Below are 24,927 nucleotides of genomic sequence, written 5' to 3'. Positions count from 1 at the left end.
CCGCCGGTGAGCACCGGTTCGGCGACAGGCACGGCCCACCGCGCACCGCCTCCGGCGTCGACGGCACACCGCTCAGGCGTTCGTCAGCGCGTCCCTGTCGTGGTGGATCGGCGTCGCCGAGCCGGTCAGCGGGGCGCCGGTCCCGCCCTGCCGCACCGCCACGATCTCGGCCGCGATGGACACGGCGGTCTCCTCGGGCGTACGCGCTCCCAGGTCGAGCCCGATCGGAGACCGCAGCCGGGCCAGCTCCCGGTCCGTGAGCCCCGCCTCGCGCAGCCGCCGGTCACGCTCCTCATGGGTCCGGCGCGAACCCATCGCCCCGATGAAGGCGACCGGCATCCGCAGAGCCTTTTCCAGCAGCGGTATGTCGAACTTGGCGTCGTGGGTCAGCACACACAGCACCGTCCGCTCGTCGGTCGCCGTGCGCCCGAGATAGCGGTGCGGCCACTCGGCCACGACGTCGTCCGCCTCGGGGAACCGGGTTCTGGTGGCGAAGACCGGCCGGGCGTCGCACACCGTCAAGTGATAGCCGAGGAGCTTGCCCGAGCGCACCAGGGCCGCGGCGAAGTCGACGGCACCGAAGACGATCATGCGCGGGGGCCGGACCCGCGTCTCGACCAGCACCGTCACCTCGTTTCCGCAGTGCGATCCGCTCTCCGAGAGGGTGAACGTGCCGGTGCGGCCCGCGGCCAGCATGGCGCGCGTCTCCCTCAGGGCGGCCCGGTCGAGCTCCGGATGCCCATCGAGGCCTCCCTCGTACGATCCGTCCGCCCGGACGTGCAGCGCCGCGCCGAGCAGCCCCGCCGGTCCCCGGGCCACCCGGGCGACCGCCGTGGTCTCCCCCCGCGCCGCGGCCGACAGCGCCGTCACGAACACCTCGCGGCCCGGTGCGTCAGCGCCCAGCGGCGTGACCAGGACGTCGATGACACCGCCGCAGGTGAGGCCGACGGCGAAGGCGTCGTCGTCGCTGTAGCCGAACCGCTCCAGCACCGGATCGCCGTCCTGCAGTGCCCGCACGCACAGGTCGTACACCGCCGCCTCCACGCACCCTCCGGAGACCGAACCCACGGCCACGCCGTCGCTGTCGACGGCGAGGGCGGCGCCCGGCCCGCGCGGCGCGCTGCCGCCCACGGCCACGACCGTGGCGACGGCGAACTCACGGCCCTGCGCACACCACCGGTCCAGCTGGCCGGCGATGTCAAGCATCGCGGTCCCCTCCGGGAGCGGCCCCCGTGCGGCCGCCGCGCTCCGTCTCGGCGCCCACCGGTCCCGCCGCCCGCAGAACCTTGTCGGGGCTGATCGGGAGGTCCCGGTGGCGCACGCCGGTCGCGTGCCACACGGCGTTGGCGACGGCCGCCGCCGTGCCCACGATGCCTATCTCGCCGATTCCCTTGATGCCGACCGGGTCGTCCGGGTCCGGGTCGTCGACCCAGCCGACCTCGATGGGCGGCACATCGGCGTTCGCGGCGACGTGGTAGCCCGCGAGGTCCGCGCCCACGAGCCCGCCCGACGCACGGTCACGGACCGCCTTCTCGTGCAGGGCCATGGAGATGCCCCAGGTCATCCCGCCGACGAACTGGCTGCGCGCGGTCAGCGGGTTCACGATCCGGCCGGCGGCGAAGACCCCGACCATGCGCCGGACCCGCACCTCGCCCGTGGAGACGTCCACGGCGACCTCGGCGAACTGCGCGCCGTACGAGTGCCGCTCCTTCTTCGCGAGTCTTCCGACCGCCTCGGAGGTGTCCGAACGTGCCGTGATGCCTTCCGGGGGGATGGCCCCGCCGAGCGCGATGCGCGCCCGCAGCTCGCTCGCCGCGACGGTCACCGCCCAGCCCCAGGAGCGCGTACCCATGGAGCCACCGGCGATCATCGCGGGGCCGAAGTCGCTGTCCGCGATGCGCACCCGGACCCGCCCCGGCGCGACCTCCAACGCGTCCGCCGCGATGAGCGTCAGCGCGGTCCGCGCCCCGGTGCCGATGTCGGCGGCGGTGATCCGGACGGTGAAGGTGCCGTCCGCCTCCGCCGTCACCACCGCGGTCGAGGGCGCCACGCCCGACGGATAGGTGGACGCCGCGGTGCCGGTACCGAGCAGCCAGCGCCCTTCGCGGCGCACGCCCGGGCGGGGATCGCGGTCCGCCCACCCGAACCTGCGGGCCCCCTCCTGGAAGCATGCGAGCACGTTGCGGCTGCCGAACGGCAGCCCCGACACGGGCCCCGCCCCGGGTTCGTTGCGGGCCCGCAGCACGATCGGGTCGACGCCGCACTTCTCGGCGAGTTCGTCGAGCGCCGACTCCAGTGCGAACGAACCCGGCGCCTCGCCCGGCGCACGCATCCAGGTCGGTGTCGGCACATCGAGCGGTACGACACGGTTCACGGTGTGGTGGGCCTCGGCGTCGTACATCACCCGCCCCATCAGGGCGCTCTGCTCGACGAACTGGTGCACGGTCGACGTGAGGCTCAGCGCCTGGTGGTCGAGGGCGCGCAGCCGCCCGTCGGCGTCGGCACCGAGCCTGACGCGCTGCGCCGTCGGACTGCGGTAGCCGACGAGCGAGAACATCTGCCGTCGGGTCAGCACGACGCGCACCGGGCGGTGCAGGACGGTCGCGGCCATCACGGCGGCCACCTGGTGCGGACGGAGCCCCTTGGATCCGAAGGCACCGCCGACGTGCTCCGAGCGCACCCGGACCGTGGCCGGGTCCAGTGAGAACAGCTTCGCGAGCTCGTCGGCGACCCATCCGCTGCCCTGGTTGGAGTCCACGACCTCGAGCCGGCCGCCGTCCCAGCGGGCGGCCGCCGCATGCGGCTCGAGCGAGCTGTGGTGCTCCTCCGGCGTGCTGTAGGCGGCGTCCACGACGACGGCGGACTCGGCGAGTGCGGCCTCCAGGTCCCCCTTCTCGGTCTCCGCCTGCATGGCGGGTGTGTTCTCCGGGGTGCGGATGCCGGGGCGGTCCGCCGAGAAGTCGACGTCGTGCGGTTCCGTCTCGTACTGGACCTCCAACGCCTCGGCGGCTTCTCTGGCCTGCTCGGACGTCTCGGCGACGACGAGCGCGACCGGCCAGCCCGCGAAGGGCACACGGTCGTCCTGGAAGAGCCCGACGATGGGGTCGGGCCGTCCCAGCGGGCCCGTGTAGTCCGTGTCCACGCGCGGAGCGTTCCCGTGGTGCAGCACGGTCAGGACTCCGGGCATCGAGAGAACCGGTGTCTCCCGCACCGACAACACGCGGCCGCGGACGACCGCCGACAGGACGAGCCAGCCGTGGGCGAGCCCGGCGAACGGGATCTCTCCGGCGTAGCGGGCGGCTCCGGTGACCTTGTCGACGCCCTCCACGCGGGTGTGCGCGGATCCGACGGCACCCGTCACCGCCGCGGCCGGGGTGGTCGTCGTCATCGGGTGGCCTCCTCGGTGAGATCGGTCAGCACGGCCACTACGAGGTTGCGCATCAGCGTCACCTTGTACCCATTGCCGGGCAGTGGCCGGGCGGCTGCCAGTTCGGTGTCCGCGGCGGCGGCGAACGCCTCGGCGCTCGCCGGTCCGCCGGTCAGCGCCCGCTCGGCCTCCCTGGCCCGCCACGGCCGTGACGCCACCGCCCCGAAGGCCAGGCGGACCTCGCGCACGACACCGTCCTCGACGCCCAGGGCGGCCGCGACCGAGCCGATCGCGAACGCGTACGAGGCGCGCTCACGCACCTTGCGATAGCGGGAGAGGGCGTGAGCCGGGGCGGGCGGCAGGGTCACGCCGGTGATCAGCGCGCCGGGAGGCAGGGCGGTCTCCTGGTGCGGGGTGTCACCGACCGGCAGATAGAACTCCGCGAGCGGCAACTCCCCGGGCCCGTCGGCCGCTTCGTACGAGACGACGGCGTCGAAGGCGGTCAGCGCCACCCCCATGTCCGACGGGTGCACGGCCACGCACTGCTCTGATCCACCGAGGATCGCGTGGTTGTGGTGCTCCCCTTCGATGGCGGGGCAACCGCTGCCGGGCACACGCTTGTTGCACGCCTTGGCCGGGTCGGTGAAGTACCCGCAGCGAGTGCGCTGGAGCAGATTCCCGCCGACGGTGGCCATGTTGCGCAGCTGGCCGGAGGCACCGGCCAGGAGGGCCTGGGTCAACGCGGGGTAGCGACGCCGGACTTCCGGGTGGGCGGCCAGATCGCTGTTGGTGACGGTCGCCCCGATCCGCAGACCACCGCCCGGTGCCGGCTCGACGCGGTCCAGCGGCAGCTCACGCACGTCGACGAGCCGGGTGGGACGCTCGACCCCGGCCTTCATCAGGTCCACGAGGTTGGTGCCGCCGCCGAGGAAGCGTGCGTCGGGGTCGGCGCCGAGCAGCGCGACCGCGCCAGGGACGTCGTGGGCCCGCTGATAGCCGAACTCCCTCATGCCACCGCCTCCGTGCCTGTGTCCGCACCCGCGTCCCCAACGGGGCCGGTATCCGATGACGCGCCCGGCGTGGCGCCCGCTGCCTCGCCGCCCGGGGCTCGCAGCTCCGCCGCCGCCCGCGCGACCGCCTGCACGATGGACACGTAGGCGCCGCAGCGGCACAGGTTGCCGCTCATCCGCTCCCGGATCTCCTCGGGCGTGAGCGGCGGCGCGCCCGCCTCGGGCCGCACGTCGGCGGTCACCGCACTGGGCCAGCCCGCCGCGTGCTCCTCGATCACGGCGACGGCCGAACAGATCTGCCCCGGCGTGCAGTAACCGCACTGGTAGCCGTCGAAGTCGAGGAACGCCTGCTGCACCGGATGCAGCCGCTCACCGTCCGCGACGCCCTCGATGGTGGTGATCGCACGCCCTTCCGCGGCCACCGCGAACTGCAGACAGGACAGGGCCCGGCGCCCGTCGAGGAGCACCGTGCAGGCTCCGCACTGGCCCTGGTCGCAGCCCTTCTTCGTGCCGGGCAGATCGAGACGCTCGCGCAGTGCGTCGAGCAGGGTGGTGCGGTGATCCGCGGGCAGCGTGTACTTCTCGCCGTTGACGTGCAGGGTGATGGCGCTGGACGTCGAGGGGGCTGGGGCCATGGTCAGCCTTCTTTCGCGTGTCTGATGCGCGTCGGGCCACACGTGTCCGGCGGGCGGAGCCGGTGACGTGCTGGGTCGGAAGGGGTGCGGAGGGTGCTACGCCTGCTGCGGTCGACCGGACCACCCCGGGGAAGAACTCCAGGGCGCCCCGCGGAAGTGCGAATGTGTGGGGGGCGGGCAGTGCGGGACAATGCCGGCAGCGATCGGTTCCGGCCGTCCCGACCAGCCGTTTATGCGGCTATGGTGGATGTCCGAGTCCTAAGCGGACAACTGTCCGCTGACTTTGAATTTAGCGGACAGCTGTCCGCTTAGCAAGAGTGATCCGGGACCGGGTTCCAGCAGCCGACCGTGATTCCCGGCAGGAGGACGAGTGCGGAACAAGCCGGACAAGAAGCAGGCACCCCTCCACTCGAAGGCCCCTCTGCGCTCGGACGCGCAGCGCAACCGCGAGCGCATCCTGGAAGTGGCCCTGGAGGAACTGACCCGCTCGGCGGACGCCCCGCTCAGCGCGATCGCGAAGAAGGCCGGCGTCGGGCAGGGGACGTTCTACCGCAACTTCCCCAACCGCGAGGCCCTGGTCCTGGAGATCTACCGCCACGAGGTCCAGCAGGTCGCCGACACCGCGAGCGAACTGCTGGAGACCCGGGACCCCGAGCAGGCCCTGCGCGAGTGGATGGACCGGCTGGCTCAGTACGCGATGGCCAAGGCCGGACTGGCGGACGCGCTCCGCAAGGCGACGACCTCACGCGGTGGCAAGCCGGAAGTGGGGCACAGCCGGATCAGCTCGGCGGTCGCGCTCCTCCTGGAGGCCAACGAGCAGGCCGGCACGATCCGCCCGGGGGTGACCCCCGACGACTTCGTCCTAGCCATCGCCGGCCTCTGGCAGATCGACCCGCACGGCGACTGGCACGGACAGGCCGGGCGCCTCATGAATCTGGTGATGGACGGACTGCGCACCGGCGCACCCGGGGCGGAGGCGGCGCGTACCACCGGGCCGAGCGTCCGCAGCATCACGAACGCGGACGGCACCGGCTCGAGCGGCCGCTGAAACGACGTGGGCGGACGCCACGGGTACGCGCGGCCGCTGAACGGCACAGACGCCACCGGGCGGCCACGCCCCCGATGCGGACGAAGTGGGGAGCGCGGCCGTCCGGCTCACGCGCCCCGACGGACGCGGGCGGCCTTGCGCGCCTCGGCGGTCTGACGGGCCTCGGCGGCGCGGCGGGACTCACCGGAGCGGCCGGGGCGCCCCGGCCGCGTCCCCATGCCGCGGAACGGAGCGCCACCGCGGCTGGGGCGCTCCGTGACAGGCGAGCCGCCCCCGATGGGGACCCCGGACGGCGCCTGGGCACCGGTGATCCGGCTCAGCTCCGCCTCGCCCGAGCGGACCTGCGCGACGCGCGGGGTGACGCCCGCGTCCGACATCAGCCGCGCCATGTCCTGGCGCTGGTTGGGCACGACCAGGGTCACGACCCTGCCGGACTCGCCGGCCCTGGCGGTGCGTCCGCCACGGTGCAGATAGTCCTTGTGGTCGGCAGGCGGGTCGACGTTGACCACGAGGTCGAGGTTGTCGATGTGGATGCCGCGGGCCGCGACGTTCGTGGCCACCAGGACCGTGACGTCGCCCGTCTTGAACCGCGCCAGCGTGCGGGTCCGCTGGGGCTGCGACTTGCCGCCGTGCAGCGCGGCGGCCCGCACACCACTGCCCAGCAGGTGCCGGGTGAACTGGTCGACGGCGTGCTTGGTGTCCAGGAACATGAGGACCCGGCCGTCGCGGGCGGCGATCTCGGTCGCCGTGGCGTACTTGTCGGTGCCGTGCACGTGCAGCACGTGGTGCTCCATCGTGGTGACCGCTCCCGCCGAGGGGTCGACCGAGTGCACCACCGGGTCCTGGAGGTAGCGCCGGACCAGCAGGTCGACGTTGCGGTCCAGCGTCGCCGAGAACAGCATCCGCTGGCCGTCGGGACGCACCTGGTCGAGGATCTCGGTGACCTGCGGCATGAAGCCCATGTCGGCCATCTGGTCGGCCTCGTCCAGAACCGTGACGGAGACCCGGTCGAGGCGGCAGGCCTTGCGCTCGATCAGGTCCTTCAGGCGGCCGGGCGTCGCGACGACCACATCGGCCCCGGCCCGCAGCGCACCGGCCTGCCGTCCGATGGACATGCCGCCGACCACGGTGGCCATCCGCAGCTTCAGCAGACGAGCGTAGGGCGTGAGGGCGTCGGTGACCTGCTGGGCCAGCTCGCGGGTGGGGACGAGAATGAGCGCGAGGGGCTGCCGGGGCTCGGCGCGCCGGCCGGCCGTGCGGACGAGCAGCGCCAGCCCGAAGGCGAGCGTCTTGCCCGATCCGGTCCGTCCGCGGCCCAGCACGTCGCGGCCCGCGAGGGAGTTCGGGAGGGTGGCTGCCTGGATCGGGAACGGCTCCGTCACCCCGCTGTCGGCGAGCAGATCGACGAGCGCCTTCGGCATGTCCAGTTCACCGAAGGTGTCGGCGGCGGGCAGAGCGGGCGTGACGGTCACCGGCAGCGCGAACTCTCCGCGCTGCGAGCCGGGGCGACGCCCCTGGCCGCCGGGGCCACCCCGGCCCTTGCTGCCCGCGTTCGAGCGGGAGCCGGAGTGCGAGCGAGCCCCGGAGTGCGAGTGGGAGTGCGAGTTACGGTCGTTCGGACGGGCTGAGCGGTTCAAGGAGAACCTTTCCTCGACATGGCGCGTATCGAGGAATTCTCGGCGGTGCGAGCCGATCGAATTGCAAGAACGAGCCGGATGACTGGCTGCGCCGCAGCCGTCCGTGACCGGCGCGGGGCATCTTCGGCGCCCCACGGTTCCAGGTGCCGGTACCAGTGTCGCATCCTCGCGGCCGGCTCCGGGGGCGCTCGTCCTGGGCTCCCGCAGGCCTCGCGCGCCGGGGTGCGTTGCGTTCACCCGTGCGCCCGGCGCACGGGTGGGCGCCCGCTCGGTGCCGTCAGCCGGTCCCGCCCTCGTCGAAGCTGGCGAAGTAGGCGGCTGCCATGTCCTCGTCGCCGTGCCCCTGGGCCGCCGCCCGTCGGAACCGTTCGGCGCCGGCTTCGGCCACGTCGAGACGGATACCGTGCTGCCGCCCGGCCTCGACGATCAGGCGGGCGTCCTTCTCCGCCGTTGTCACGGCGAAGGCGGCCGGCGACAGGCGGTCACCCAGCACGAGGCCGGCCTTGGCGTGGAGATAGCCCATGTCGAGCGGACCGCCCGCGATGGCGTCGAAGAAGTCCTGCGGGTCGACGCCGAGGACCTGCGCCAGGGACAGGGCCTCACCGACCGCGTTGGTGGCGGCGAGGACCCAGCTGTTGGCCACGAGCTTCAGTCGCGTCGCGCTGCCCGCGGCACCGTCCTCGCCGGTCCACACGGTGCGGGTCCCGACCGCCTCGAACACCGGGGCGACGGTCTCCCTGCCGACGCGCGGGCCCGCCGCGAGGACGAGCAGCTGACCGGCCTCCGCGGGTTGCCTGGTGCCGAGCACAGGAGCGTCGAAGAAGACCAGCCCCTGCTCCTGGGCGAACCCTGCCAGCTCCGCCACGGCGTCGAGCCCGGCAGTGGTCGACTGGATCCAGGTGGTGCCCGGACGCAGCGCGGGAGCGGCCTGGCGCATGACGTCCAGGGCGGCGGGGCCGTCGTGGAGCATGGTGAGGACGACATCGGCGTCCCGGACCGCCTCCGCCGGACTGCCGGCGACGTGGGCGCCGTCGGCGGCGAGCGGTTCGGCCTTCGCACGGGTGCGGTTCCAGGCCCCGACGGTGTGCCCGGCGCGGGCGAGGTTGCGGGCCATCGCGGCCCCCATGATCCCGGTGCCCAGGACGCTCACGGTGAGGGTGTCGGTCATGACGCCAGCCTTCCTTTTCGTCGTGCGGTCGCGAGATCCGCGGTGCCGCACGGGGTGTCGGTTGTCGGCCTGATTTGCCATTCTGGCGCCGTGCCCGATCCCAGTCCCGTCACCCCCGACGCTCCCGTCCGTATCACCACTCCCCTTCTCACCCAGCAGTGGCTGGATCTGACCTTCATCCACTGGGCCGTCGATCCGGAGGTCATGGCTCCGCTGCTGCCGCGCGGGACGGTCCCCGACACGCACGACGGCGTCACGTACGTCGGACTCGTCGCCTTCCGGATGCACCGCGTCGGCTGGCTCCGGCTGCCCGGGGTGCCCTACCTGGGGTCCTTCCCGGAGACCAATGTGCGCGTGTACTCCGTGGACGCGCACGGCCGGCGCGGTGTGGTCTTCCTGTCGATGGACGCCGCACGGCTGATCCCGGTGGTGATGGGACGCGTCTGCTTCCGGCTGCCCTACCTCTGGTCCCGGATGACCGTCGAGGCCGCAGGTGACACGGTCACGTACACCGGCTCCCGCCGCTGGCCCGGTCCGCGCGGCGCGTACAGCCGGATCACCGTGCGGACCGGGGCGCGCGTCGAGGCGCCCAGCGAGCTGGAGCACTTCCTGACCGCACGCTGGGGCATGCACAACGCCTTCTTCGGCAGGACGGGGGACGCGGCGTACCTGCCCAACCACCACCCGCGCTGGCCCCTGCACCGTGCCGAGCTGCTCGTGTGCGACGAGAACCTCGTCGCCGCGGCCGGTCTCCCCGCGCCGAGCGAAGCCCCGGTCAGCGTCCTCCACTCCCCCGGCGTCCCGGTCCTCCTCGGCCGCCCGGCGCGGCCGGCGGGCATCCCCACCCCCTGAGCCGGCCCGGCCGCCGGAGCGGCTGACGAATGCCGCTCAGCCCAGGAAGCTCAACCGCACCTTGCGGTCGGGGTTGTCCCTGTTCGTGTCGACGAGGCAGACCGACTGCCAGGTGCCCAGTTCCAGGTTTCCGGCGATCACCGGCAGGGTCGCGTGCGGCGGGACGAGAGCGGGCAGCACATGGTCGCGGCCGTGGCCCGGGCTGCCGTGGCGGTGCTGCCAGCGGTCGTCCGCCGGAAGCAGGGAGTGGAGGGCGGCGAGGAGATCGTCGTCGCTTCCCGCGCCGGTCTCGATGATCGCGACACCGGCGGTCGCGTGCGGCACGAAGATGTTCAGGAGACCGTCCCGGCCGGCCGCGGCGTCCCGGAGGAAGGACGCGCACTGCGGCGTCAGGTCGACGACCGCCTCCGACGAACCGGAGGTGATGTTCAGGACACGGGTGCTGAAGGCGTCGGGCATACCCCCATGCTCACCCATGAGCGGGGTTCCACACGCGTTCGGCACTCAACCGGTCCCGCGCTCCCCCACGGGGCGGACACCCTCGGGAAGATCCCGGCGCCCCGCCCGGTTGGGAGAGGCGTGAACGATATCGGGGTGCGCGCACACGAGGTCGACGTCGTGGTCATCGGCGCCGGGCAGGCCGGGCTCTCCAGCGCCTACCACCTGCGGCGCACCGGGTTCGAGCCCGGACGGGACTTCGTCATCCTGGACCACGCGCCGCGACCGGGCGGCGCCTGGCAGTTCCGCTGGCCGTCGCTGACGTACGGCAAGGTCCACGGGATGCACGCGCTGCCCGGGCTCGAACTGACGGACGCCGATCCCGCGCGGCCGTCCTCCGAGGTCGTCGCCGAGTACTTCGACGCGTACGAGCGGACGTTCGACCTGCGGGTACGGCGCCCCGTGGACGTACGCGCGGTGCGGTCCGGCGAGGCGGGGCGCCTGCTGGTGGAGACGTCCGCGGGGACCTGGTCGGCCCGGGCGCTGATCAACGCGACGGGGACCTGGGACCGGCCGTTTTGGCCCCGCTATCCCGGTCAGGAGACCTTCCGGGGACGCCAGCTGCACACGGCCCAGTACCCGGGGCCCGAGGAGTTCGCCGGTCAGCGCGTGGTCGTCGTGGGCGGCGGCGCCTCCGGCACCCAGCACCTGATGGAGATCGCCCCCTACGCCGCCCGGACCACCTGGGTGACACGCAGGCCGCCGGTGTTCCGGGAGGGGCCCTTCACCGAGGACGCGGGCCGGGCGGCCGTCGCGCTCGTGGAGGAGCGGGTCCGCCAAGGGCTGCCGCCGCAGAGCGTCGTCTCCGTGACCGGGTTGCCGCTCAACGAGGCGATCCGGAGGGCCCTGCGCGACGGCGTCATGGACCGGCTGCCGATGTTCGACCGTGTCACCGCGGACGGCGTGGAGTGGGACGACGGCCGCCGGGTGGAGGCGGACGTCATTCTGTGGGCGACCGGATTCCGCGCCGCGATCGACCATCTGGCGCCGCTGCGCCTGCGCGAGCCGGGCGGCGGGATACGTGTCGACGGCACGCGCGCGGTCGCCGATCCCCGGATCCACCTGGTCGGCTACGGCCCCTCGGCCAGCACGATCGGCGCCAACCGTGCGGGGCGCACGGCGGTACGGGACATCAGGCGGCTGCCGGCCCTGGCGCCGGCCGCCGCGTGACATGGCGCGGACCCGCTTCCCCGCCCGCGCGCGGGAAAGCCGGACGGGACACGTCCGCGCGCTCGGCGCGCGCGGGAGGCCGAGGTCAGCCGCTGACGGACGTTGCGGCCGACGCGGGGGCGACGGAGGTGTCCGAGGGGGCGGGAACCGGCGCCAGGGCGGTGGCGGCACCGGCCGAGACCGGGGGCGTCGTGGCCGGGACGGAGGTGGAGGCCGGGGCGGGCGCGGAGGCGGAGACCGACGCGGAGGCCGAGTCCGAAGCCGTCGGACCCGGATGGTTCCGGTTGAACTCCTCCACGTTCTTCTGGTGCTCCTCGGCACTGGCCGTGAAGCGTGTGTCGCCGGGCTTGACCGTGACGAAGTACAGCCAGTCGCCCTGGGCGGGGTTGACCGTGGCGCGCATCGCCTCCTGGCCCGGGTTGGAGATCGGCGTGGGCGGCAGCCCCATCCGCTGGTACGAGTTGTAGGGGCTGCTGAGCTGCGTGTCGCTCACGGTCGTGTTGAGTGTGGAGCGGTTCAGCGCGTAGTTGAGAGTGGAGTCCATCTGCAGCGGCATCCCCCGCTCCAGACGGTTGAAGATCACCCGGGCGACCTTGGCCATGTCCGCCCTGCTCGCCGCCTCCGCCTGGACGATGCTCGCGACGGTGACGGTCTGGTACGCGTTGACACCGCTCCGCTGGGCGCCCGCCGTGACATGGCCCCCTGCGAACTTCCGGTTCGCGGTGTCGACCATGGCCCGCAGCAGGGACTCGGGGGTCGTCCTGTCGTCGATCGGGTACGTGGCCGGGAACAGGTAGCCCTCCGGGTTGCCCGCCGCGTCGTGCGGGAGCTTGAGCCTGGCCTTGCCCAGGGACTTCTTCGTGGTCCCGGCGGGGGCACCGAGTGCCTTGTCGACGGCCGCGTAGACCTGTCCGGAACGCCAGCCCTCGGGGATCACCAGGGAGGCGGGCCCGGGGCTCCTCTCCCCCCTGAGGCTCAGCAGCGGCACCGCCACGGCGGTGGCCGCCACGACGGCTCCGATCACGATGAGAGCGCCCCGGCCCCGGCGCGTCAGCCGGACCGTGTTCCGCTGCGGAGTGTTCGTCTGCATGCGGGCACGGTAACCCGATCATGGTGTCAAATCTGGCATATCGTCATTTAACTGACTCCAGTTGGGCGTCCCGGCGCACCAGAGCGGCGTAGCGTCCACCCTGCTCCAGCAGTTCCTCGTGGGTGCCGCGCTCAGCCGCGCGTCCGGCGTCGAGCACCACGATCTGGTCGGCGCCCCGGACCGTGGACAGCCGGTGCGCGATGGTCAGGGTGGTGCGGTCGGCCGAGAGGGCGTCGATGGCCTTCTGCACGGCGTGCTCCGTGCGGGTGTCGAGCGCGCTGGTCGCCTCGTCGAGGATGAGGACCGGCGGATCGCGCAGGATCGTGCGGGCGATCGCGAGGCGCTGCTTCTCGCCACCGGAGAACCGGTGACCGCGCTCGCCCACGACCGTGTCGTACCCGTCGGGCAGTGAGGCGATGTGGTCGTGGATCTGCGCCGCCTCGGCGGCCGCCCTCAACTCCTCGTCGGTGGCGTCGGGCTTGGCGAAGCGCAGGTTCTCCGCGACCGACGCGTGGAAGAGGTACGTCTCCTGCGACACCACGCCGATCCCCCGGGCCAGCGTGTCGAAGTCCAGGTCGCGCACGTCGATCCCGTCGAGGGTGACCCGGCCGCCGGTGACGTCGTACAGCCTCGGCACCAGATGACCGAGCGTGGACTTGCCCGCGCCCGTCGGACCGACGACCGCGAGGCTGCCGCCGGCCGGAACGGTCAGGTCGATGCCGTCGAGGATCGGCCCGCTTTTGCCGTCGTAGCGGAATTCCACGTTCTCGAAGCGGATCTCGCCCTCGATCCGCTCCAGATGCACCGGACGCTCGGGTTCGGTGATGTCGATCGGCAGGTCGAGGTACTCGAAGATGCGCTGGAAGAGGGCGAGGGAGGTCTGGATCTGCACACCGGTCGACAACAGGCTGACGGTCGGCCGGAACAGGCCCTGCTGGAGCGAGACGAAGGCGACGAGTGTGCCGATCGAGACGGAGGGCCCACCGAACTGGAGGGCGATACCCGCGGTCCAGTAGATGACGGCGGGCATGGCCGCCATGACGATGGTGATGACGGCCATCCGCCAGCGCCCTGCCATGTTCGACCTCACCTCGAGGTCCACCAGGCCCTCGGACTCGTCGGCGAAGGCACGCGTGAGCGAGTCGGCGCGGCCCATAGTGCGGCCGAGCACGATGCCGCTGACGGAGAGCGACTCGGTGACGGTGGCGGCCATGGCCGCCATCTGCTTCTGGCGCTGCGTGGCGATCCTCTTCCGCTCGCGTCCGACCCGGCGGCTCATCCAGACGAAGAGCGGTAGCAGGAGGAGCGAGACGACCGTGAGCCGCCAGTCCAGTGCGATCATGGCGACGACGGTGGCGACGACGCTGGTGAGGTTGGAGACCAGGGAGGTCGCGGTCGAGGTGACGGTCGCCTGCATACCGCCGATGTCGTTGGCGATCCGGGACTGGACCTCGCCGGTGCGCGTGCGGGTGAAGAAGGCGAGGGACATGCGCTGCAGTCGGCCGTAGACGGCGGTGCGCAGGTCGTGCATGACGCGCTGGCCGACGGTCGTGGAGATGAGCGTCTGCAGCACACCGAAGACGCTGGTGACGACCGCACTGAGGATCATGCCGAGCGCCAGGAGGCTCAACAGGCCCGTGCGGCCCTGAGGGATCGCGACGTCGAGAATCTCCCTCAGCAGGAACGGTGTCGCGACGGAGACGAGGGACGCGGCGCCGACGAGAAGGCCGACGACCGCCAGGCGGCCCCTGTAGGGCCGGAAGAGGGCGAGAATGCGACGCACCTGCCGCGGCTGTTCGTCTGCCACGGGCGGCGGGGTCCAGGTGGGTTGTCCGGGATGCATGGGCTCCTACGAGGATGAGAGAACGATGACATGCGGAGCTTAGCTCATTGTTACCTATACTCACAATGAACGGCATCCTGATATTGTTCCCGTATGACCACCCCAGACGCCGACGGCCAGCTCGCCGAGCAGTTGCTGCGGCTGACGCGCCGCGTGCACCGCATCCAGAAGCACCACCTGGAGCGATGCGGCCTCGGCGTCACGCCGGCCCAGTCCCGGCTGCTGCGGGCCCTCGCGCACTACAGCTCGCCACCGCGGATGGCCGACCTGGCCGAGCGCATGGAGGTGGTCCCCCGGGCCGTGACGACCCTCGTCGACGGCCTGGAGGCGAGCGGCACGGTGCGGCGGGTGCCGGACCCCACCAATCGCCGGGTGATCCGGATCGAGATCACGGACGAGGGACACAGGGCCCTCGGTGAGCTGCGCGGCGCCCGCCGGTCCGCGGCGCAGGAGATCCTCGCGCCCCTGACGGCCGGTCAGCGCGAGACACTGGGCGGGCTGTTGAACACCCTGATCGACGGCGTACCGCACGCGGAGCACTCCGGCTGAGGGACGCGCGAGGCGCGACCGGGGAGGGCACGGATCAAAAGGTGCCCCCCTACGCCGCGGGCCCTAGCTCTTGAGGTCCGCCTCGTCTCCCATGACGACCATCGGATGCTGATCCGGGTCGAGCGTGCGCAGCAGGTAGCGCATACCGGACTTGGGCAGGCTTACACACGCCGAGGTGCCGCTGCCGTGGTCCATGTGCAGCCAGATGCCGCCGCCCTTCGACTGGCCCTGGGGTCGGGTGGGGTCGTTGGGTGAGGTTCCCTTCACCCGGTTGTAGTCGATGGCGATGACGTAGTCGAAGTCGTGCCAGTACGACTTGGCCCAGTAGTGCGGCGCCTGGAAGGACGCCGACTCGGTGTACGGGAGCCGGGCGCCCGGATCGCCGAGCACACCGCCCGCGTCGCTGAGCGTGAAGACGCCGACCGGGCTGCGCTTGTCGCCCTCGGTGTGGTCGGTCGTCCAGCCCTTCTTGCCGTTGTGCCCTTCCCAGCTGCGGGTACGGTCCCACGTCGAGCCGTTCTTTGTGTACAGGACGACGGTCGAGTCCGCCGAGTTCCTGCCCGCGCCGTAGACCGCCACGACCTGACGAGAGTCGGCGGGAATCTGCTTGCGCAGCCGGGCTCCCACGTCGGGGATGTGCTTGAGGTCGGCCGTACGGACCTGGCGGTCCGCCCCGCCGCCGGAGCCCCCGTCGCCCTTCGCCTTCGATCCGCTTCCGTCCGAACCACCGCAGGCGGCCAGGGACATAACAAGGACACCGCAAGCCGCTGCCGCGACCCCCGTGCGCATCGCACCGACTATTCGCATGCCGTCCATCGTCGCACCACGCACAGCGCTCCCGCGCCCGGCCCCTGGCTTCCCGGCCCGGTCCGGGCGGTCGGGGGCGGGGGTACGCGGGTGTGCGGCGCGGCCCTCGCACCCCGAAAAACCGGTTGCTTCCGACCACGCAACGACGCGAACCTTTCACGGCTTGTTGCCGAACGCGGCGGCCGGTCCGCCCCGGATTTCGGCAGTCGGTCCGTAGCGGGCCCCGGCCGCCCTCTCCCACCCCTGACACGAGCCACTGGGACGTCATGCAGATTCAAGACCTTCCGTATCCCGACCCGGGTGTGCCCGACGCACGATCAGGTCCCCGATTCCTGTGGTGGCTCGGCCGCAATCAGCTCGGCGGACAGGTCAGATCCCTGGCCTGGGGCATGCTGCACTTCCTGGCCGTGTCCGGGCTGCCGTTCTGCGTGGGACTGGCGATCCAGGCCGTCGTCGATCGTTCGGGCACCCGGCTCGCCCTGAGCGGCGGACTGCTCGTCCTGTGCGGTGCCTGCATCGCGCTCGGCGACACCATGCTGCACCGGGCCGCCGTCACCAACTGGATCACCGCGGCCGCACGCGTCCAGCAACTGCTGGCCCGCAAGACGGCCCAGCTGGGCTCCGCGCTCACCCGGAGGGTCGCGGCCGGTGAGGTCGTTGCCGTCTCCACCGGCGACGTCGAGAAGATCGGCTGGTTCGTCGAGGCCCTGTCCCGGTTCGCGTCGGCCGCGCTCACCGTAGTCGTCGTCTGTGTCGCCCTCGTCGTCTTCCAGCCGGCGCTCGGCGTCGTCGTCGCCGTGGGCGTGCCCGTGCTGGCGCTCGCCGTCCTGCCGCTGCTGCCCCGCGCCACCCGGCGTGCCGACGTGCAGCGCGAGAAGGCCGGGCGCGCCACCGAGCTGGCATCCGACACGGTCGCCGGTCTGCGCGTGCTGCGCGGCATCGGCGGCGAGGAACTCTTCCTGGACCGCTACCGCCGCGCCTCCCAGGACGTCCGCCGGGCCGCGGTGCGCAGTGCCCGCATGTGGTCGCTGATCTCGGCGATCCAGGTGCTGCTGCCAGGGCTGCTGCTCATCGCGGTCGTCTGGCGTGGCGTGGACCTGGCACGCGACGGCCGGATCACGGTGGGCGAACTGGTCACCGTCTACAGCGCGGTCATGCTGCTCACGTACCCGCTGCGACACTTCGAGGAGATCGCCATGGCGTACTCCTTCTCGCGTCCGTCCGCCAGGCGAGCGGCCCGGGTGCTGGCCCTGGAGCGTGTCATGGACGGCGACGGCTCCCGTGCGGCCGCGGCGCCGACCGGTGATCTGTACGACCCGTCCACCGGGCTGCTCGCCCCGGCCGGCCGTCTCACCGCCGTGGTCTGCGGCGATCCGGACGCGGCGGGGCTGCTGGCCGAACGGCTGGGCGGACACCCCGCCGCGGAGGGCGACAGCGCGCCGTCGGCACTGCTCGGCGGGGTTCCGCTGGACGAGCTCCCGCTCGACTCCGCCCGCGCGGCCGTGCTGGTGCAGGACAAGGACCCGGTGCTGCTCTCCGGCAGCCTGCGTGAGCTGCTCGACGTGCCCGCCTCGGGCGCGGTGCGTGCCACCGACGCCCTGGAGGCGGCGCAGTGCGGTGACGTCCTGGAGGCGCTGTCCCAGGGCTCGCTCGACTCCGGCGACCCGATGGTCGCCCGCATCACCGAGCGCGGCCGCTCGCTCTCCGGCGGCCAGCGCCAGCGCCTCGCTCTGGCCCGGTCACTGATCACGGACCCGGAGGTCCTCGTGCTGGACGAGCCCACGTCCGCCGTGGACTCCCACACCGAGGCCCGGATCGCCGACGGCATCCGCGCGCTGCGTACCGGCCGCACCACCGTGGTCCTCACGTCCTCGCCCCTGCTGCTGGACCGTGCCGACGAGGTCGTTCTGGTCCACGAGGGCACGGTGGCGGCGGTGGGCGGACACCGGGAGCTGGTGCGCAGCGACTCCCGGTACCGGGCCGTGGTCACCCGTGAGACCGACGAGGAGGCCGCCGCCGGCCGTGCCGGGGCTGACACGGTCCGCGAGCTCGGCCGACTCGACGAGATGGAAGACCTGGAAGAGATCGAGGAGACCGCATGATCGGCGTGGCGCCACCGGCGTACGACCCGGCGGCCCCGACGACGGCGAACACGCTGCCCGTCGGCGCCCCCGCGACCGTACGCGCCTACGTACTGGAGCTGTTCCGGCGGCATCGCCGGGCCTTCCTGCTGCTCGTCGCCGTCAACACCGTCGCCGTGGTCGCCTCCATGGCCGGCCCCTTCCTTCTTGGCGGCCTGGTCGAGGACGTCTCCGACGGTGCCGCGGCCGCCCGCGCGCTGCATCTGGAGCGCATCTCCGCGTTGTTCGTCCTCGCGCTGGTCGTGCAGGCCGTGTTCGTACGTCAGGTGCGGCTGCGCGGGGCGATGCTCGGCGAACGGATGCTGGCCGATCTGCGTGAGGACTTCCTCGTCCGGTCGGTCGGCCTGCCGCCAGGCATTCTCGAACGGGCGGGGACCGGCGACCTGCTGTCCCGGATCACCACGGACATCGACCGGCTCGCCAACGCCATGCGTGAGGCCGTGCCGCAGCTGGCGATCGGCGCGGTCTGGGTGGTGCTGCTGCTCGGCGGTCTCGCCGTGACCGCGCCGCCGCTCGCGCCCGCCGTGCTCGTGGCGGTGCCGCTCCTGGTGGCCGGCTGCCGCTGGTACTTCAGGAGGGCGCCCTCGGCCTATCGCTCGGAGGCTGCCGGTTACGCCGCGGTGGCCTCCGCGCTCACCGAGACCGTGGACGCCGGACGCACCGTCGAGTCGCACCGGCTCGGCGACCGCCGCATCGCCCTGTCGGAGCGGCGGATCAAGGAGTGGACGGCCTGGGAGCGGTACACCCTCTGGCTTCGCTCGGTGCTCTTCCCCGTCATCAACTTCACCCATGTCACGGTCCTCTGCTCGGTCCTGATGATCGGCGGGGTCTTCGTCCTGCAGGGCAGGATCGGCGTCGGACAGCTGACGACGGGCGCGCTGATCGCCCAGATGCTCGTCGACCCGTTGGGCCTGATCCTGCGCTGGTACGACGAACTGCAGGTCGCGCAGGTCTCCCTCGCGCGTCTGGTCGGTGTCCGGGACATCGAGCCCGACGCGGGCGACCCGGCGGTGACGCCGGACGGCCGCGACGTCCACGCGGACCAGGTGCGCTTCGGCTACCGGGCGGGCGTCGACGTCCTGCGCGAGGTGTCCCTGCGGGTCGCGCCCGGTACCCGGCTCGCCCTGGTCGGCCCGTCCGGCGCGGGCAAGTCCACGCTGGGCAGGCTGCTCGCCGGCATCTACGCGCCGAGGGACGGCCGGATCACGCTCGGCGGCGCCGAGCTGACCCGGATGCCGGCCGAGGAGGTGCGCTCCCACGTCGCGCTCGTCAACCAGGAGCACCACGTGTTCGTCGGCTCCCTGCGCGACAACCTGCTGCTCGCCCGCACCGGAGCACAGGACGCCGAGCTGTGGGCGGCCCTCGGGGCCGTGGACGCCGACGACTGGGCCCGCGCTCTGGACGACGGTCTGGACACGGAGGTCGGATCGGGCGGGCACGCGCTCACTCCTGCCCAGGCGCAGCAGGTCGCCCTGGCCCGGCTGGTGCTCGCCGACCCGCACACCCTGGTCCTGGACGAGGCGACCTCGCTCCTCGACCCGCGCGCGGCCCGCCACCTGGAGCGCTCCCTCGCGCGCGTCCTCGAGGGCCGGACCGTGGTCGCCATCGCCCACCGGCTGCACACCGCCCACGACGCCGACCTCATCGCCGTCGTCGAGAAGGGCCGCATCAGCGAACTCGGCAGTCACGACCAGCTTGTCGCCCGGGACGGCGCGTACGCGGCGCTCTGGCGGTCCTGGCACGGGTGAGCGCGTCACGGGCGGCCCCGCCGGGCCGCCCGTGACGTTGCGCGGTGGGGAAAGGGGGTGGAAGGCTGGATACAAGGCACCGGCTCCGGGAAACCGGGAACCATCCGGCTCTCGAAGGACGAGGCCCGTGCCCGGCGGCCCGCACGCCCGCCCGTCGAGCAGGACGGCACCGGGCCGACCGACCCCCTGGAGGTACCCGTGGACAGCGCCGACGGATGGGGAGACGACGTCTACCAGCCCGACGGATCCGAGATTCAGGAGGATTCCGGTCTGCTGGACGCCGAGGACACCCTGGACGCCGACGGCGTCGCCGATCCCCTCGACCGGGGCTGGTCGCCGCCGGAGCGGCCGTGGGCCGTGGAGCACGACGGCGTGACCGCGGCCGAGCGCCGACGGGGCGAGACGCTGGACCAGCGCCTGGCCGGGGAACTGCCGGACATCGCGGAGCCCGAGGGCGACGGCATCGGAGACTCCCAGGACACCGACGGTGAGGCCCTGGACGGCGAGGTCGGCGCCGACCGCTCCGGCCGTCTCGTCGCACCCGACGAAGGAGCGCACGAGGACGAGGAGAGCGGTCTCGTCGCGAGCGACGTGGGCATCGACGGCGCCGCCGCCTCGGCCGAGGAGGCCGCGATGCACACCGTCGACGAGGACGCCCTGCCCGGCTGATCCCGGCCCCCTCCCCCCACGCAAGGAGCAGCCATGCAGCAGGACAAGCACCCGGACTACCGGCCCGTCGTCTTCCGTGACCGCGCCGCCGGATACGCCTTCCTCACCCGGTCCACGGCGGCCAGTGACCGGAGCATCGAGTGGGACGACGGCGAGACGTACCCGGTCGTGGACGTCGAGATCTCCTCCGAGAGCCACCCCTTCTACACCGGCAAGGCCCGCACGGTGGACTCGGAAGGGCGCATCGCCCAGTTCCAGAAGCGGTACGGGACCGGGACCGGCGGGGACGGCCCGGCCGCCGGGAGCGCGTCCGACGGTGACGACGGCGCCTGACGGGGTGGCGGGGCCACTCAGATGAAGTTGAGCGCGGCCGCGCAGCCCACCCCGCCGAGGAGCATGAACACCGGCATCAGCACCTTGAGCTCGACCCAGCTGCCGGCCCTGAAGCGCATCGCCTTCGGCGGGCCGATCGGATACCAGCGCTTGCGGCCGATCGGTATCGGCCACAGGACCGGGCAGCCGGACACCGTCAGCGCGTCCCCGAGGTCGTGCACCAGGGCGCCCAGGACGATGGGCAGCCCGAGCCACAGGTACTCCTGGCCGGGCGCGGTGAACAGCCAGTCCGATCCGTTGCCCGGCTTGTCCAGGACTCCCGCGAGGATCCAGGCGCTGGTCGCGGCGAGGAGCCACACCAGCACGTCGCTGCTCGATCCCCGGGCGGCCCGCCACAGAAGGCCTTCGATCGCCAGCACCAGGTGCACGAAGAGGATGCCGAGAACCGTCCAGCGCCCTCCGGTGATCGCGGCGAGTGAGGTGCCCGCGCCGATCAGCACGGCCCACAGCCATGTGTGGGTCAGCGTGCGGTGGCCGCCGGAACGCCGGGGGTCGCCCGGCTTGCGGGTCGATCTGTAGACGGCGTACGAGAGCTTGTCGACGATCTCGCACAGGGCCCGTGAGACGGGTCCGAAGGCGCGCGAGATGGTGGCCGCCTTGTGGTCCAGGTCGGGGGCGAGAGCGGCACCCGCGCAGATCAGGGCGCCGACCAGGAGAACCGGCCAGGGCATGGAATGGCCTGCGGCGGCCGCCGCCGCTCCGACGCCGAGCCAGGCGGCGGCTCCCGACAGTGAGTGTGCTGGTCCCATCATGGCCGTTCCCCGCCCCATTCCTCTGGTGCCGCTGCTCAGTTGCCCGCGTCCGCCGACGGATCGCCGGCGCCACAGCGTAGCGTTCGTGATCTTCGGGGCGGCATCCGATTCCCTCATCGGGTGGGAGGGCAGGCAAGATGGGGGCGTGACCCTTATCGATCAGCTCCCGCAGACCGCCGACCCGGACGCCCTCTACGAAGCCTTCGAGTCGTGGACCGGGGAACGCGGTCTCACGCTCTACCCGCACCAGGAGGAGGCGCTGATCGAAGTGGTCTCCGGTGCGAACGTGATCGTCTCGACGCCCACCGGCTCGGGCAAGAGCATGATCGCGGCGGGGGCGCACTTCGCTGCGTTGGCGCGCGACGAGGTCACCTTCTACACGGCTCCGATCAAGGCACTGGTCTCGGAGAAGTTCTTCGAGCTGTGCAAGCTCTTCGGTACCGAGAACGTCGGGATGCTCACCGGCGACGCGTCCGTGAACGCCGACGCGCCCGTCATCTGCTGCACCGCCGAGGTGCTGGCCTCCATCGCGCTGCGTGACGGCAGGAACGCCGACGTGGGACAGGTCGTGATGGACGAGTTCCACTTCTACGCGGAGCAGGACCGGGGCTGGGCCTGGCAGATCCCCATCCTGGAGCTGCCGCAGGCCCAGTTCATCCTGATGTCGGCGACGCTCGGCGACGTGTCGATGTTCGAGGAGGATCTGACCCGGCGCACCGGCCGGCCCACCTCGGTGGTCCGCTCCGCGACGCGCCCCGTACCGCTCTCGTACGAGTACGTGGTGACGCCGCTCACCGAGACCCTCACCGAGCTGCTGGCGACCAAGCAGGCTCCGGTCTACATCGTGCACTTCACGCAGGCGCAGGCGGTGGAGCGGGCGCAGGCGCTGATGAGCATCAACATGTGCACGCGCGAGGAGAAGGACCGGATCGCCGAGCTGATCGGCAACTTCCGCTTCACCACCAAGTTCGGCCGCAACCTCTCCCGGTACGTACGGCACGGCATCGGCGTCCATCACGCGGGCATGCTGCCCAAGTACCGCCGCCTGGTGGAGAAGCTGGCCCAGGCGGGTCTGCTGAAGGTCATCTGCGGCACCGACACGCTCGGTGTCGGTGTCAACGTCCCCATCCGCACCGTGCTGTTCACCGCGCTGACCAAGTACGACGGCACGCGGGTGCGGACGCTGCGGGCGCGGGAGTTCCACCAGATCGCCGGGCGGGCCGGGCGGGCCGGGTTCGACACGGCCGGTTTCGTCGTGGCGCAGGCACCCGAGCACGTCGTCGAGAACGAGAAGGCGCTCGCCAAGGCGGGTGACGACCCGAAGAAGCGCCGCAAAGTGGTGCGCAAGAAGGCTCCGGAGGGATTCGTCGCCTGGTCGGACAACACCTTCGAGAAGCTCATCGGCTCCGATCCCGAGCCGCTGACGTCGCGTTTCCGGGTGACGCACACCATGCTGCTGTCGGTGATCGCCCGGCCCGGCAACGCCTTCGAGGCGATGCGGCACCTCCTGGAGGACAACCACGAGCCGCGCAAGCAGCAGCTGCGGCACATCCGGCGGGCGATCGCGATCTACCGCTCGCTGCTCGACGGCGGGATCGTCGAGAAGCTCGACAAGCCGGACGCCGAGGGACGGATCGTGCGCCTCACCGTCGATCTGCAGCAGGACTTCGCGCTCAACCAGCCCCTGTCGACGTTCGCTCTCGCCGCCTTCGAGCTGCTGGAGCCCGAATCGCCGTCCTACGCGCTGGACATGGTGTCGGTCGTTGAGTCCACGCTGGACGACCCGCGGCAGATCCTCGCGGCGCAGCAGAACAAGGCGCGGGGCGAGGCCGTGGCCGCGATGAAGTCCGACGGCGTCGAGTACGAGGAGCGCATGGAGCGGCTTCAGGACGTGTCGTACCCCAAGCCGCTGGAGGAGCTGCTCTTCCACGCGTACAACACCTACCGCCAGAGTCATCCGTGGGTCGGGGACCACCCGCTGTCCCCGAAGTCCGTCATCCGTGACATGTACGAACGGGCGATGTCGTTCACCGAGTTCGTCTCCTTCTACGAGCTCGCCCGTACCGAGGGCATCGTGCTGCGCTACCTCGCCGGCGCGTACAAGGCGCTGGACCACACCGTCCCGGACGACCTCAAGTCCGAGGACCTGGAGGATCTGATCGCCTGGCTCGGCGAGATGGTGCGTCAGGTCGACTCCAGTCTGCTGGACGAGTGGGAGCAGCTCGCCAACCCGGAGGTGATGACCGCCGAGGAGGCCCAGGAGAAGGCCGACCAGGTCAGGCCGGTCACCGCCAACGGCCGGGCCTTCCGCGTGCTGGTCCGCAACGCGATGTTCCGCAGGGTCGAGCTCGCCGCTCTGGACAACGTGGACGAGCTGGGCGAGATGGACGCGGAGTCCGGCTGGGACGCCGACGCGTGGGGCGAGGCGATGGACGCGTACTGGGACGAGTACGAGGACCTGGGCACCGGTCCCGACGCCCGCGGGCCGAAGCTGCTGCTGATCGAGGAAGAGCCGCAGAACGGTCTGTGGCGCGTGAGGCAGACCTTCGCCGACCCGAACGGTGACCACGACTGGGGCATCAGCGCGGAGGTCGACCTGGCGGCTTCCGACACGGAGGGCCGCGCCGTCGTCCGCGTCACGGCCGTCGGCCAGCTGTGAGCACGGGGGAACTGATCGCATGACGAATCCGGCCGAGAGGCTCGTGGATCTGCTCGACCTGGAGCGGATCGAGGTCGACATCTTCCGTGGCCGCAGCCCACAGGAGTCCCTGCAGCGTGTCTTCGGTGGGCAGGTGGCGGGACAGGCGCTGGTCGCCGCCGGCCGCACCACGGAGGGCGACCGGCCCGTGCACTCGCTGCACGCGTACTTCCTGCGCCCGGGGCGGCCGGGCGTGCCCATCGTGTACCAGGTCGAACGGGTCAGGGACGGGCGCTCCTTCACGACGCGTCGCGTCACCGCCGTGCAGCAGGGCCGCACGATCTTCAATCTGACCGCCTCCTTTCACAAGCCTGAGGTAGGGAGCTTCGAGCACCAGCTGGCGCCCGCCCGCGAGATCCCGGATCCGGAGTCGCTGCCGACGGTGACGCAGGAGGTGAGGGAGCACCTGGGCGAACTCCCCGAGACTCTGGAGCGGATGGCCAGGCGCCAGCCCTTCGACATCCGCTATGTGGACCGGCTGCGCTGGGGCCCCGACGACATCAAGGGCGCCGAGCCGCGCAGCGCGGTGTGGATGCGCGCCGTCGGGCCCCTGGGGGACGATCCGCTCGTGCACACCTGCGCACTGACCTACGCGAGTGACATGACGCTCCTGGACGCCGTCCGCATCCCCGTGGAACCGCTGTGGGGGCCTCGCGGCTTCGACATGGCCTCGCTGGACCACGCCATGTGGTTCCACCGGCCGTTCCGTGCCGACGAGTGGTTCCTGTACGACCAGGAGTCACCGGTGGCGACGGGCGGGCGGGGCCTGGCCCGCGGACGCATCTACGACCTGAAGGGCCGACTGATCGTCTCGGTGGTCCAGGAAGGGCTGTTCAGAGCCCTGTAGCCGAG

General features: G+C 72.1%; 20 protein-coding genes and 1 pseudogene. 10 read left to right on the top strand and 11 right to left on the bottom strand.

What is annotated here, in order from left to right:
• Positions 1-72 precede the first annotated feature (72 nt).
• Genes ACFY93_RS17160 through ACFY93_RS17145 form a run of 4 tightly spaced genes read right to left on the bottom strand, consistent with a single transcriptional unit; the run spans position 73 to position 5,012 of the window.
• On the bottom strand, positions 73-1,206 hold the full coding sequence (locus ACFY93_RS17160) for an XdhC family protein (RefSeq protein WP_391359157.1): 1,134 nt from the start codon (positions 1,204-1,206) through the stop codon (positions 73-75).
• Positions 1,199-3,388 carry a molybdopterin cofactor-binding domain-containing protein gene (locus ACFY93_RS17155; RefSeq protein WP_391359154.1) on the bottom strand — a complete coding sequence of 730 codons (2,190 nt, stop codon included), beginning with the start codon at positions 3,386-3,388 and terminating at the stop codon, positions 1,199-1,201. Before ACFY93_RS17155 ends, ACFY93_RS17160 begins: the two co-directional genes overlap by 8 nt.
• A complete protein-coding gene (locus ACFY93_RS17150) occupies positions 3,385-4,377 on the bottom strand; it encodes an FAD binding domain-containing protein (RefSeq protein ID WP_391359151.1) in 993 nt (330 codons plus the stop codon). Before ACFY93_RS17150 ends, ACFY93_RS17155 begins: the two co-directional genes overlap by 4 nt.
• Positions 4,374-5,012, bottom strand: a complete 639-nt coding sequence (locus tag ACFY93_RS17145) for a 2Fe-2S iron-sulfur cluster-binding protein (RefSeq protein WP_391359150.1) — start codon at positions 5,010-5,012, stop codon at positions 4,374-4,376. Before ACFY93_RS17145 ends, ACFY93_RS17150 begins: the two co-directional genes overlap by 4 nt.
• 370 nt (positions 5,013-5,382) lie before the next feature.
• Here ACFY93_RS17145 and ACFY93_RS17140 point away from each other — a divergent pair, with 370 nt between their 5' ends.
• Positions 5,383-6,060, top strand: coding sequence for a TetR family transcriptional regulator (locus tag ACFY93_RS17140; RefSeq protein WP_391359147.1), 678 nt, complete (start codon positions 5,383-5,385; stop codon positions 6,058-6,060).
• 107 nt (positions 6,061-6,167) lie between these two features.
• Here ACFY93_RS17140 and ACFY93_RS17135 read toward each other — a convergent pair whose 3' ends face one another.
• A complete protein-coding gene (locus tag ACFY93_RS17135; protein WP_391359144.1) occupies positions 6,168-7,697 on the bottom strand; it encodes a DEAD/DEAH box helicase in 1,530 nt (509 codons plus the stop codon).
• Between the two features lie 277 nt (positions 7,698-7,974).
• Complete coding sequence (locus tag ACFY93_RS17130) at positions 7,975-8,946, bottom strand: NAD(P)-binding domain-containing protein (protein WP_391359141.1); 972 nt, start codon at positions 8,944-8,946, stop codon at positions 7,975-7,977.
• 9 nt (positions 8,947-8,955) lie between these two features.
• Between ACFY93_RS17130 and ACFY93_RS17125 the strand changes: the two genes are divergently transcribed.
• Positions 8,956-9,717 (top strand): DUF2071 domain-containing protein, encoded by a 762-nt coding sequence (locus ACFY93_RS17125; RefSeq protein WP_391359138.1) that lies wholly within the window; start codon positions 8,956-8,958, stop codon positions 9,715-9,717.
• A 36-nt stretch (positions 9,718-9,753) separates the two neighbouring features.
• Here ACFY93_RS17125 and ACFY93_RS17120 read toward each other — a convergent pair whose 3' ends face one another.
• The gene (locus tag ACFY93_RS17120; protein ID WP_391359362.1) at positions 9,754-10,176 is read right to left on the bottom strand and encodes a YjbQ family protein; all 423 of its coding nucleotides are present in this window, start codon (positions 10,174-10,176) and stop codon (positions 9,754-9,756) included.
• 135 nt (positions 10,177-10,311) lie between these two features.
• Here ACFY93_RS17120 and ACFY93_RS17115 point away from each other — a divergent pair, with 135 nt between their 5' ends.
• Entirely contained in the window at positions 10,312-11,385 is a 1,074-nt protein-coding gene (locus ACFY93_RS17115; protein WP_391359136.1) for an NAD(P)-binding domain-containing protein, read from the top strand.
• Between the two features lie 277 nt (positions 11,386-11,662).
• On the opposite strand, the pseudogene mltG reads toward ACFY93_RS17115, so the two are convergent.
• A pseudogene (mltG, locus tag ACFY93_RS17110) lies at positions 11,663-12,475 on the bottom strand (endolytic transglycosylase MltG); the annotation flags it as partial.
• A gap of 43 nt (positions 12,476-12,518) precedes the next feature.
• A complete protein-coding gene (locus ACFY93_RS17105) occupies positions 12,519-14,318 on the bottom strand; it encodes an ABC transporter transmembrane domain-containing protein (protein WP_391359135.1) in 1,800 nt (599 codons plus the stop codon).
• A 93-nt stretch (positions 14,319-14,411) separates the two neighbouring features.
• On the opposite strand from ACFY93_RS17105, the gene ACFY93_RS17100 reads away from it, so the two are divergent.
• Positions 14,412-14,867 carry a MarR family transcriptional regulator gene (locus tag ACFY93_RS17100; RefSeq protein WP_391359120.1) on the top strand — a complete coding sequence of 152 codons (456 nt, stop codon included), beginning with the start codon at positions 14,412-14,414 and terminating at the stop codon, positions 14,865-14,867.
• A 63-nt stretch (positions 14,868-14,930) separates the two neighbouring features.
• Here ACFY93_RS17100 and ACFY93_RS17095 read toward each other — a convergent pair whose 3' ends face one another.
• A complete protein-coding gene (locus tag ACFY93_RS17095) occupies positions 14,931-15,674 on the bottom strand; it encodes a hypothetical protein (protein ID WP_391359118.1) in 744 nt (247 codons plus the stop codon).
• A 266-nt stretch (positions 15,675-15,940) separates the two neighbouring features.
• Here ACFY93_RS17095 and ACFY93_RS17090 point away from each other — a divergent pair, with 266 nt between their 5' ends.
• The 4 genes from ACFY93_RS17090 to ACFY93_RS17075 all read left to right on the top strand — a co-directional run bounded on the left by ACFY93_RS17090 (position 15,941) and on the right by ACFY93_RS17075 (position 20,565).
• A complete protein-coding gene (locus ACFY93_RS17090) occupies positions 15,941-17,776 on the top strand; it encodes an ABC transporter transmembrane domain-containing protein (RefSeq protein WP_391359114.1) in 1,836 nt (611 codons plus the stop codon).
• Positions 17,773-19,563: an ABC transporter transmembrane domain-containing protein gene (locus ACFY93_RS17085; protein ID WP_391359111.1), complete on the top strand. Its 1,791-nt coding sequence runs from the start codon at positions 17,773-17,775 to the stop codon at positions 19,561-19,563. The genes ACFY93_RS17090 and ACFY93_RS17085 overlap by 4 nt, the downstream gene beginning before the upstream one ends.
• 198 nt (positions 19,564-19,761) lie before the next feature.
• A complete protein-coding gene (locus ACFY93_RS17080) occupies positions 19,762-20,232 on the top strand; it encodes a DUF5709 domain-containing protein (RefSeq protein ID WP_391359359.1) in 471 nt (156 codons plus the stop codon).
• A gap of 33 nt (positions 20,233-20,265) precedes the next feature.
• Entirely contained in the window at positions 20,266-20,565 is a 300-nt protein-coding gene (locus ACFY93_RS17075) for a type B 50S ribosomal protein L31 (RefSeq protein WP_391359105.1), read from the top strand.
• Between the two features lie 17 nt (positions 20,566-20,582).
• On the opposite strand, the gene ACFY93_RS17070 is transcribed toward ACFY93_RS17075, so the two are convergent.
• The gene (locus ACFY93_RS17070; protein WP_391359102.1) at positions 20,583-21,377 is read right to left on the bottom strand and encodes a metal-dependent hydrolase; all 795 of its coding nucleotides are present in this window, start codon (positions 21,375-21,377) and stop codon (positions 20,583-20,585) included.
• Here ACFY93_RS17070 and ACFY93_RS17065 point away from each other — a divergent pair.
• Together ACFY93_RS17065 and ACFY93_RS17060 are read left to right on the top strand one after the other, a co-directional pair.
• Positions 21,376-24,036 carry a DUF3516 domain-containing protein gene (locus tag ACFY93_RS17065; protein ID WP_391359099.1) on the top strand — a complete coding sequence of 887 codons (2,661 nt, stop codon included), beginning with the start codon at positions 21,376-21,378 and terminating at the stop codon, positions 24,034-24,036. The genes ACFY93_RS17070 and ACFY93_RS17065 overlap by 2 nt on opposite strands.
• A 19-nt stretch (positions 24,037-24,055) precedes the next feature.
• Positions 24,056-24,922: an acyl-CoA thioesterase domain-containing protein gene (locus tag ACFY93_RS17060; RefSeq protein ID WP_391359096.1), complete on the top strand. Its 867-nt coding sequence runs from the start codon at positions 24,056-24,058 to the stop codon at positions 24,920-24,922.
• Positions 24,923-24,927: the final 5 nt, after the last annotated feature.

Origin of the sequence: Streptomyces sp. NPDC008313 (genome assembly GCF_042956125.1) — a bacterium.
Taxonomy (GTDB): domain Bacteria; phylum Actinomycetota; class Actinomycetes; order Streptomycetales; family Streptomycetaceae; genus Streptomyces.
This window is presented reverse-complemented; position numbering and strand designations above follow the sequence as displayed.

Excerpts from the sequence above, each read along its gene's own strand:
- ACFY93_RS17160 (WP_391359157.1), bottom strand. The coding sequence starts at position 1,206 with ATGCTTGACATCGCCGGCCAGCTGGACCGGTGGTGTGCGCAGGGCCGT.
- ACFY93_RS17155 (WP_391359154.1), bottom strand. The coding sequence starts at position 3,388 with ATGACGACGACCACCCCGGCCGCGGCGGTGACGGGTGCCGTCGGATCC.
- ACFY93_RS17150 (WP_391359151.1), bottom strand. The coding sequence starts at position 4,377 with ATGAGGGAGTTCGGCTATCAGCGGGCCCACGACGTCCCTGGCGCGGTC.
- ACFY93_RS17145 (WP_391359150.1), bottom strand. The coding sequence starts at position 5,012 with ATGGCCCCAGCCCCCTCGACGTCCAGCGCCATCACCCTGCACGTCAAC.
- ACFY93_RS17130 (WP_391359141.1), bottom strand. The coding sequence starts at position 8,946 with ATGGCAAATCAGGCCGACAACCGACACCCCGTGCGGCACCGCGGATCT.
- ACFY93_RS17120 (WP_391359362.1), bottom strand. The coding sequence starts at position 10,176 with ATGCCCGACGCCTTCAGCACCCGTGTCCTGAACATCACCTCCGGTTCG.
- ACFY93_RS17105 (WP_391359135.1), bottom strand. The coding sequence starts at position 14,318 with ATGCATCCCGGACAACCCACCTGGACCCCGCCGCCCGTGGCAGACGAA.
- ACFY93_RS17100 (WP_391359120.1), top strand. The coding sequence starts at position 14,412 with ATGACCACCCCAGACGCCGACGGCCAGCTCGCCGAGCAGTTGCTGCGG.
- ACFY93_RS17095 (WP_391359118.1), bottom strand. The coding sequence starts at position 15,674 with ATGCGAATAGTCGGTGCGATGCGCACGGGGGTCGCGGCAGCGGCTTGC.
- ACFY93_RS17090 (WP_391359114.1), top strand. The coding sequence starts at position 15,941 with ATGCAGATTCAAGACCTTCCGTATCCCGACCCGGGTGTGCCCGACGCA.
- ACFY93_RS17085 (WP_391359111.1), top strand. The coding sequence starts at position 17,773 with ATGATCGGCGTGGCGCCACCGGCGTACGACCCGGCGGCCCCGACGACG.
- ACFY93_RS17075 (WP_391359105.1), top strand. The coding sequence starts at position 20,266 with ATGCAGCAGGACAAGCACCCGGACTACCGGCCCGTCGTCTTCCGTGAC.
- ACFY93_RS17065 (WP_391359099.1), top strand. The coding sequence starts at position 21,376 with ATGGCCGTTCCCCGCCCCATTCCTCTGGTGCCGCTGCTCAGTTGCCCG.
- ACFY93_RS17070 (WP_391359102.1), bottom strand. The coding sequence starts at position 21,377 with ATGATGGGACCAGCACACTCACTGTCGGGAGCCGCCGCCTGGCTCGGC.
- ACFY93_RS17060 (WP_391359096.1), top strand. The coding sequence starts at position 24,056 with ATGACGAATCCGGCCGAGAGGCTCGTGGATCTGCTCGACCTGGAGCGG.